The sequence below is a fragment of the Methylobacterium sp. WL7 genome (genome assembly GCF_008040085.1).
Lineage (GTDB): Bacteria > Pseudomonadota > Alphaproteobacteria > Rhizobiales > Beijerinckiaceae > Methylobacterium > Methylobacterium mesophilicum.
On the sequence record NZ_VRVG01000253.1, the window covers coordinates 1 to 3,263 of the forward strand.

A 3,263-nucleotide genomic window follows, 5' to 3' on the forward strand; every position below is an offset into this window, starting at 1 on the left:
TAGTTCCGCCAGTTTGACGCGCGAGCGAAGTAGTGGGAGAACCGCGATTGATACCAGGAATGAGCTAGGACCTGCTCGTGTGGTCACAGATCGAGCCACAGTTTCGAAAAGGTCCGACGAGCAGTTGTTAGTGTAAGCCGCATTTGCGCCGGGACCATAGAAAAATCGACACAATGATGAGATGAATAATATTGTTATATAGCGTTCTTATTATCGGCCGGGCAACGGCATTCCGACCGAAATATTTACTCAGTGCTGAATGGCCTTATCGTCACAATTTTTAGCAGGTTTAGCATCACGAGCGTTCCTGCGCCTCTTAAGCTGAAGCGGTCAGCACCGTCGAGGGGCTCCCTCGCGACGAAACCTACCCGCCTGGCAAGCCGCCCCACTCCACCGAGACCGTGGCCGTAACCGTGGTGTTGGCCCCAATCTGCTCCGAGCCGCATAAGGAGGTTACACATAAGATTGGCAGTACTTGGCTGAAGCGGTTGGTATCTCGTTGCGCTCTATCAAGCGCATCTAGGAAGCGCACCACCTGCAGCCGCGCCGGATACGCAGTTTTAAGCGTTCCTCTAAACCTACCTTCGCGGCGAAGGCGGAGAATATTGTGGGCGTGTGCATGGACCCGCTGGGTCACACGATCATGCTGTCTTTCTACGAGAAGACCCAGATCCAGGCGCTGGAGGCGACGTGTCAAGCCAGGCTGTCCTAAAATCCATACGCACGACCGCGTCCGGCATGGCACGACGACGTTGTTTGCGACCCTCAACGTGGTGGAGGGGACCGTGTTCGGCCGCTGCATACAGCGCCTTCACCACGACGAATTCCTACGCTTCCTCAGCGCTGCCCGATCGGGCTTGGTCGAAATGTAGCGGACGTTCGATAGGCGCACGTCGAGCGCGAAGCAAATGCGCCGCCAGCTCACCGCGTGCGACTTCTAAACCGAGCGCTCGTGGTCGCGTCGCAAACCAGAGGTAAGAGCTTTTTTGCGCGAACATTCTATGAGCTGTGCTTGTCAAGCCTGAGATTGGCCACGGGCTGGAGGAGCTTGCTGTACCCCTACTCCAGCTCCCGAAGACCCACCTCGCCCGTCCCCATGCCAACGTAAATATTGTACCAGCGGCAAACGGCGTTCCCATCGCAGCCGGTTTGAGGGCAAAAGTCATCTGTCCTCGGTGAGCCTGTTTTTTTTACCGCCCCGATCTTTCCAGCTGTATCCCATAAACCTGCAGATTCGGACTCGGGCTGAACCAAAGCAATGGAAACTATTACCCTGAGTCAGTGCTGTCCATACCCGTCGTTTCATCTCACCATACATTCTGATCAACGACGCAAGCATGGCCTTTTCGAAATCCATACCGCGAGTATCCATACAACAAATCATAGACAGAGGTTTCCGAGCAAAACATCGCACATAGTTGTGAATGGAGCAATCAGTGATTGGTGAGACCACAAAACCAAAGATGATCAGTCAATCGCCGCAAATCCGTCAGAGGCAATTTCTTAGTAAGAACAGGTTAATAATCGCCAACCCGCATCCGGGGATCAAACAACTTCAATAATATTCGCGTTATCAAGCCGAAGGTAAAAAAAATTAAAAATTTTCCACGCCTATTATTTATAAGGCGGCCAGAACTGTGAAATCCAGCGAAATTCCGCCCGAGAGTCAGATTTTAGTCAAAAAATCGGAAACAGCTGGCGAAAATAATCACACTTTGAATGGAACTTGCGATTCTTTATTGCCTAATTACACGCGATTTAACACCGCACCAATCACATTCGCTCCAGCTTCATTTAAAACCCGAAGAGCGGAAGCAACATCTTCTCGCGATGTACGCCCCGACGATACAACAAGTACTACGCAGTCCGCCTGTACAGCGGCGGCACGTGCATCTCCACAACGAGAAAGAGCCGGCAGATCAAGTAGAACGTTTGACTTGAGGCGCAGGTGAGAAATAAACTTTGTAAGCAACGGTGAACCCAGATAAGCCCGATTGATTTCGGGCCCATCAGATGTTTTCGCCGCAATTAAATCTATTTTATCGATTGTCGATAAGACCGAAGATTGATCTACATTCGCGCCACTGAGAATGTCTGCGAGAGAATATTTAGCTAATTGAGCTATAGATGTCAGGCCGCCAGATTTCCTATCTAAATCCCCATCGATCAAAGTAATTTTATATCCAGATTGGTCCATGACAGCCGCTAAACTTAAGCTCATCGTTGTAGACCCAGCTCCGGAGTCCCAAGAAATGAAAGCAACTGAACGATTTTCTAGGAAAAACTGACCGTTAAAGGATAAAATCAATGATGTTCTTAAATCCCCAATGGCCGATGAAAAATCTTTATTAAAAGGGGAAGTTGCAAGCTCACAAATTTCCTCTATCGAACGTCGCACAGTACCTGGTCGACGTTTTACCTCAGGAATAACAGCAAAACATGCCAGTCCGCTTGAAGAACTCAAATCATCAATAGTCCAAATCCGGCGATCGATTGCAGCTCTAAATGCAACGAAAGATGCCCCGCTTAGAACACCAAGCATCCCGCCTAATGCAATAATTAGGCCTGTACGCGGTGCCGATGGGCGCAACGGTTGTAATGCAGCTCCAATAACACGGGCGTCAGCATCAGGCGTTGGCGACATTGGCAGCGAACCATTCAATATGGCAGCTGCTGCGGCATCTGCTTGGCCAGCTAGCGCATTGACGCGTCCCTGAATGAATTCGCCGCCGTTCCGTGCAGCGTCGGCTTTTGAAGCGACAGATTGCCAAAGGTATGCTGATAGAGTCGCATTTGTCACACGGCGCGCAAGTGTCGGGTCATAGGAGGAGTATGAAACTTCCACAACATACGACTGACCAACACGTCTTACTCCAACGCGATCTACAAAATTCGTAAAAGCAACCTGCTGCGCTTGATCAGATGGAGCTATAGGTTTCTTCAGAAAACCCAAAGCTCGGTTTAAATTCACTCGAGCCACATCTAACTGGGGCATTGCCGTGACATCTCGACCTGTTCCAGACCCTTCACGCTTAGGTTCTAAAAGTAGCGTACCGGTTGATGTATAAGATAGGGGAATAGAATTGGCATATATGGCTGCGGCGGCACAGCAAACGACGATCCAAGTACATAATCTTAGCCAATGTTTGCGGGCCGCGGAAATAGCTGCAGTAAACACAGCCAAAGGTCCATCTTTGGAGGGAATTTCTGGTCCATCGTATTTTTCATGATTAAGAGGGTTTGGCCGCGCCGAACTCATATTG

1 protein-coding gene and 1 pseudogene are annotated in these 3,263 nt (G+C 50.0%); one reads left to right on the top strand and one right to left on the bottom strand.

Features of this window, described 5'->3' with window-relative positions:
* Positions 1-338 precede the first annotated feature (338 nt).
* Positions 339-842, top strand: a pseudogene (locus FV233_RS31480) (IS630 family transposase); the annotation flags it as partial.
* 905 nt (positions 843-1,747) lie between these two features.
* Here the strand turns inward: FV233_RS31480 and FV233_RS28810 are convergent.
* Positions 1,748-3,263, bottom strand: a 1,516-nt coding sequence (locus tag FV233_RS28810) for a lipopolysaccharide biosynthesis protein (protein ID WP_147899570.1), incomplete at its 5' end; no start/stop codon positions are given.